Source organism: Candidatus Protofrankia californiensis (assembly GCF_900634765.1).
Classification (GTDB): domain Bacteria; phylum Actinomycetota; class Actinomycetes; order Frankiales; family Frankiaceae; genus Protofrankia; species Protofrankia californiensis.
The window spans coordinates 18,101-18,995 of sequence record NZ_CAAAFT010000088.1; the positions used below are offsets into that span (position 1 = coordinate 18,101).

Annotated in this window: 2 protein-coding genes; both read right to left on the minus strand. The window is 70.4% G+C overall.

All coding sequences use genetic code 11. From position 1 onward, the window contains the following. Positions 1–431 (minus strand): zinc-dependent metalloprotease (locus DD1DGNOD_RS05280; RefSeq protein ID WP_165036441.1); only part of this gene is annotated, 431 nt, incomplete at its 3' end. 279 nt (positions 432–710) lie between these two features. Beyond that, positions 711–895, minus strand: a 185-nt coding sequence (locus DD1DGNOD_RS27760; RefSeq protein WP_206442962.1) for a hypothetical protein, incomplete at its 5' end; no start/stop codon positions are given.

Below are 895 nucleotides of genomic sequence, written 5' to 3' on the forward strand. Positions count from 1 at the left end.
TCACCCATCTGCGCGAGCCCGCTGGAGATACCGCCGCGCATGGCGTCGGCGACCCGGGCGGCCACCGGATCGCACAGCGTCCGCCAGACAGGCAGCGTCACCTCGATCCATCTGCCCCGCGTCCATCCCTGCGCGGTCGTGGCTCCGGCGGGAAGGGGCGTCACCGGGTCGAGCCAGACGTCGGCGAGCCGGATCGCCTGGCGGACGGCCTCGACGTCGGCCTCGGAGACGGCGCGGTCCGCGTCGCCGAGGGTGCGTACCGCGACCTGGCGCGCGAGCTCCCAGTTGACCGGACCGTCGTGCCAGGACAACAGGCGTTCGAGTTCGGCGAAGAACGGGGCTCCGGTGCCGAACGGCATGCCGGAGCCGCCGTCCGCGCCACCCGAGGACGAACCGCTCGGGGTGAACCCGAACGGGAAGCCGCCGCTCATCGCCGTCGTCCCTGCCGGGAGGAAGTGTGGTGCGGTTCATGGACCCTGGATCCGGACATGCACCAACGGTAGTGCGTTTTCCCGGCGATGCCGAAACGACATCACCGGGGTTACCACCGGGACGGGCAGCGACCGCCGCGGGAGCCGCGAGCCGGACGGCTCGTCCTTACGGCCGCTGCTGTCCTCGGTTGTCCTTGAGGCCTTCAGCCGTCTCCTTCAGCCGCGTCCTTCAGCCGTCAGCTCTGTCGGGGGTTCTTCAGCTGTCGGTTCTTCGGTGTCTCAGCCGCGCGAAGCCGACAGCGGCTGGGTGCCTGCCCTACGGTCGGACACATGGGCCATATCTGCGCTGGACCGGATCCGCTGCCCGGCGCCCGCGGCGTGACCACCCACCATCACCATGCGGTCGGCGACCACCATGCCGTCGGCGACGGTCGCATTGCCGGCCCGACTGTTGATCTCAAAGC